Below are 2,563 nucleotides of genomic sequence, written 5' to 3'. Positions count from 1 at the left end.
TACCACCAGCCAGTACTGTTCTGCTGCCACTGACCTGCATATGCAACTGTTGCTGCTCCTAAGGCAAGCGCAGCTGTAATTAACATTAATAATATTTTCTTTTTCATACTATCCACCTCATCAATAAAATTAGTCTGTATTAATCCAGTCTATATATATTATAACTGATTTAGATGAAATAACAACCATTTATTACAAATCTTGGGTGATTAAAGGATATATTTAGTTAATTGAAACTCTAACGATAAAACAATGGCTTATTATGTTGGGATTTGATCCGGAAGGTGCGAGATTTCAATATTTTTTCTGTTCTTTTCAAATATATTTGCTATAATAAAATTATGGAGGTGTGCCCATGAAACATAAAATTATTAATAGTCTAAATACTATTTATAAATTTGAAAATAAACGTTATACTACAAGACAATGTTCTATCTTAGATTTATTTCTTATTGATTTCTATTTCTATACTTTTTTGCGTTCTACCAATGGTAGTCAAAACAGTAAATACTATATTATTCCAGAGATTGTCGTATTTTTAGACAAATATAAACATAACACTTCTTCTCTTGCAGAGCAAAAAAGGTTAATGATTAATAAATGGAATGAATCGCATTTTCCTAAAATTAATGTAAAAAAAGTTCCCATTACTAGTCTCCAAGAAAAAAAAGAAATAAACAGCAAAATCAGACATTTAATAGATTCAACTTTAAATGGCACCATTATATGGAAAGTGGAAGTTAACAAGCATTTGCCAAGAGACATCAACCAACGCTTTTCAACAAATCTCTCAGGCGTGAAATATACATTTTCTTTGATTGCATACAAAAATGAAGACGCAAACTGGGTAACCCATAGCGAATTATCTGCATCTGATAAATCCATCCCTCAACGCCATAGTAAAATACATCATAACGAATTATACCAAGCAATTATGAAACATTCTGTTGATACGGCAACCAAAACTACCAACAATACTAAAATATTAAAAAGGAAAGATATAGGCGTTAAGCACTATAATATTACACAAAAAGATTTTATAGTAAAGACCTCTATTTTTCGTTGCATAAACAATACTCATATGTTAGAAGAAATACTAGGTCACATTTTTGTTGTCACGCCCTATGGAAAACTTTTAGAAAACACCGTTCCGGCAACACGCTGTCCAGAATGTGGTTGTTATTATATTCTAAAAAATGAATTTGATAAACTTTCCGCAAAAGGCCGTTTGCTTTGCCAATTACTTGAGAAAAATGAATACTACAAGAATGGACTTCCCGGCAATTCTTATACAAATGGTGAATCGGTTTTAATGAGAAACGGTTATAATGTTAAAAAAAATAATGGCTTAACCGAAGTGCAGCGCCAAGTAATTTTAGAAAGTATGGTGGCTCAAGACATTCTAAGTCCTCATAAAATAGCTTCATACCTATCTACGTTTATTGCTCAAAAAGAGAATTTGGTTCAATATAAAGAAGCTGTCACAAAATGGGAAAATGATCGTGGTTTTATATTAAATTATAAAAATTGCACCAAAGAAGAGGTCACTGTAAATTCAATCCAGATCATTACTCGGAAAACCATCAAATAGGCGGTTGCCTGCCTTTTATTATTTGAAATATTGATTCTAAATTATTCAAGTATGGCTTCTGAACTCCAATAATCAGCAACAAGAGGTGGTGTAACCTGTCCAGCTAAAGTTCTATTAAATAAAAAGAAAATTAAGACTATAATAGCGATTAGACTAATAATAAGAGTTAGATTGCATCTTTTTGTCTGTTTAAAATATGTCACTTTGTTCCCTCCAATCAAGTTTTGTACTATTAGTATTATGTTTGATTGAAGAATAACGAATAGAAAAATAAAAAGACTTCCGAGGAAGTCTTTTATTTAAGTATTATAAATGATCCTAGTTCTTTATATTTTACTTTCCATAAGAATTGTAACAGCTAATTAAAACACTTGTGTCTCCATCAAAATTCCTGAATTGAATATAGTAGTCTCCTAATAATAGCATACAACCCAACCCGTTGCTAGTGGCATCATATCCCATACTCCTAAGTGTTTTTGCCAGATCATCTGGTTTTAATGAATTTGCTCGTTCTGGAAGGAAATTCACCATATCGGTTGGTTTATCACAACCGACAACATCCACGAAATAATTGTTCATATCGCTAGGATTTTCCTGAGAAGCTGCCTCATGTCCTTTCTTTCTATTCCAAGAAACACCAAATGGAATATTGGTATAGCTAAGAGAAGGCGTCGAAACGTACTGTGAAGCATATTCTGGCCCATACTTTGCATTTGCTTCTTCTCTGCTTGAATGTAACAGATCGATTGCTATATTGCTAATCCCGTCCTTATTATACCCGGACGCTGCTCCTGTATTTGTTTGTGTCGCTACATTACCCTGAGTCTGCACAACGCCATTCATAGTCCAGGCTCCATTTGCATCAACATTATAGCCATCCGGAGTCGTTGTATTAGCTAACATATAACCATTGCTATCAAAGTAATAGCATTTTCCATCGATCCACTGCCAGCTATTTCTTGGATATGAATT

The 2,563-nt window shown here is 32.9% G+C and carries 1 protein-coding gene and 1 pseudogene; one reads left to right on the top strand and one right to left on the bottom strand.

Features of this window, described 5'->3' with window-relative positions; genetic code table 11:
* Window positions 1-355 precede the first annotated feature (355 nt).
* Window positions 356-1,591 carry a hypothetical protein gene (locus CRO04_RS25610; protein WP_097007050.1) on the top strand — a complete coding sequence of 412 codons (1,236 nt, stop codon included), beginning with the start codon at window positions 356-358 and terminating at the stop codon, window positions 1,589-1,591.
* Window positions 1,592-1,924: 333 nt separating this feature from the next.
* On the opposite strand, the pseudogene CRO04_RS25605 reads toward CRO04_RS25610, so the two are convergent.
* A pseudogene (locus CRO04_RS25605) lies at window positions 1,925-2,563 on the bottom strand (hypothetical protein); the annotation flags it as partial.

Source organism: Lacrimispora amygdalina, from assembly GCF_900205965.1.
GTDB lineage: Bacteria > Bacillota > Clostridia > Lachnospirales > Lachnospiraceae > Lacrimispora > Lacrimispora amygdalina_A.
This window is presented reverse-complemented; position numbering and strand designations above follow the sequence as displayed.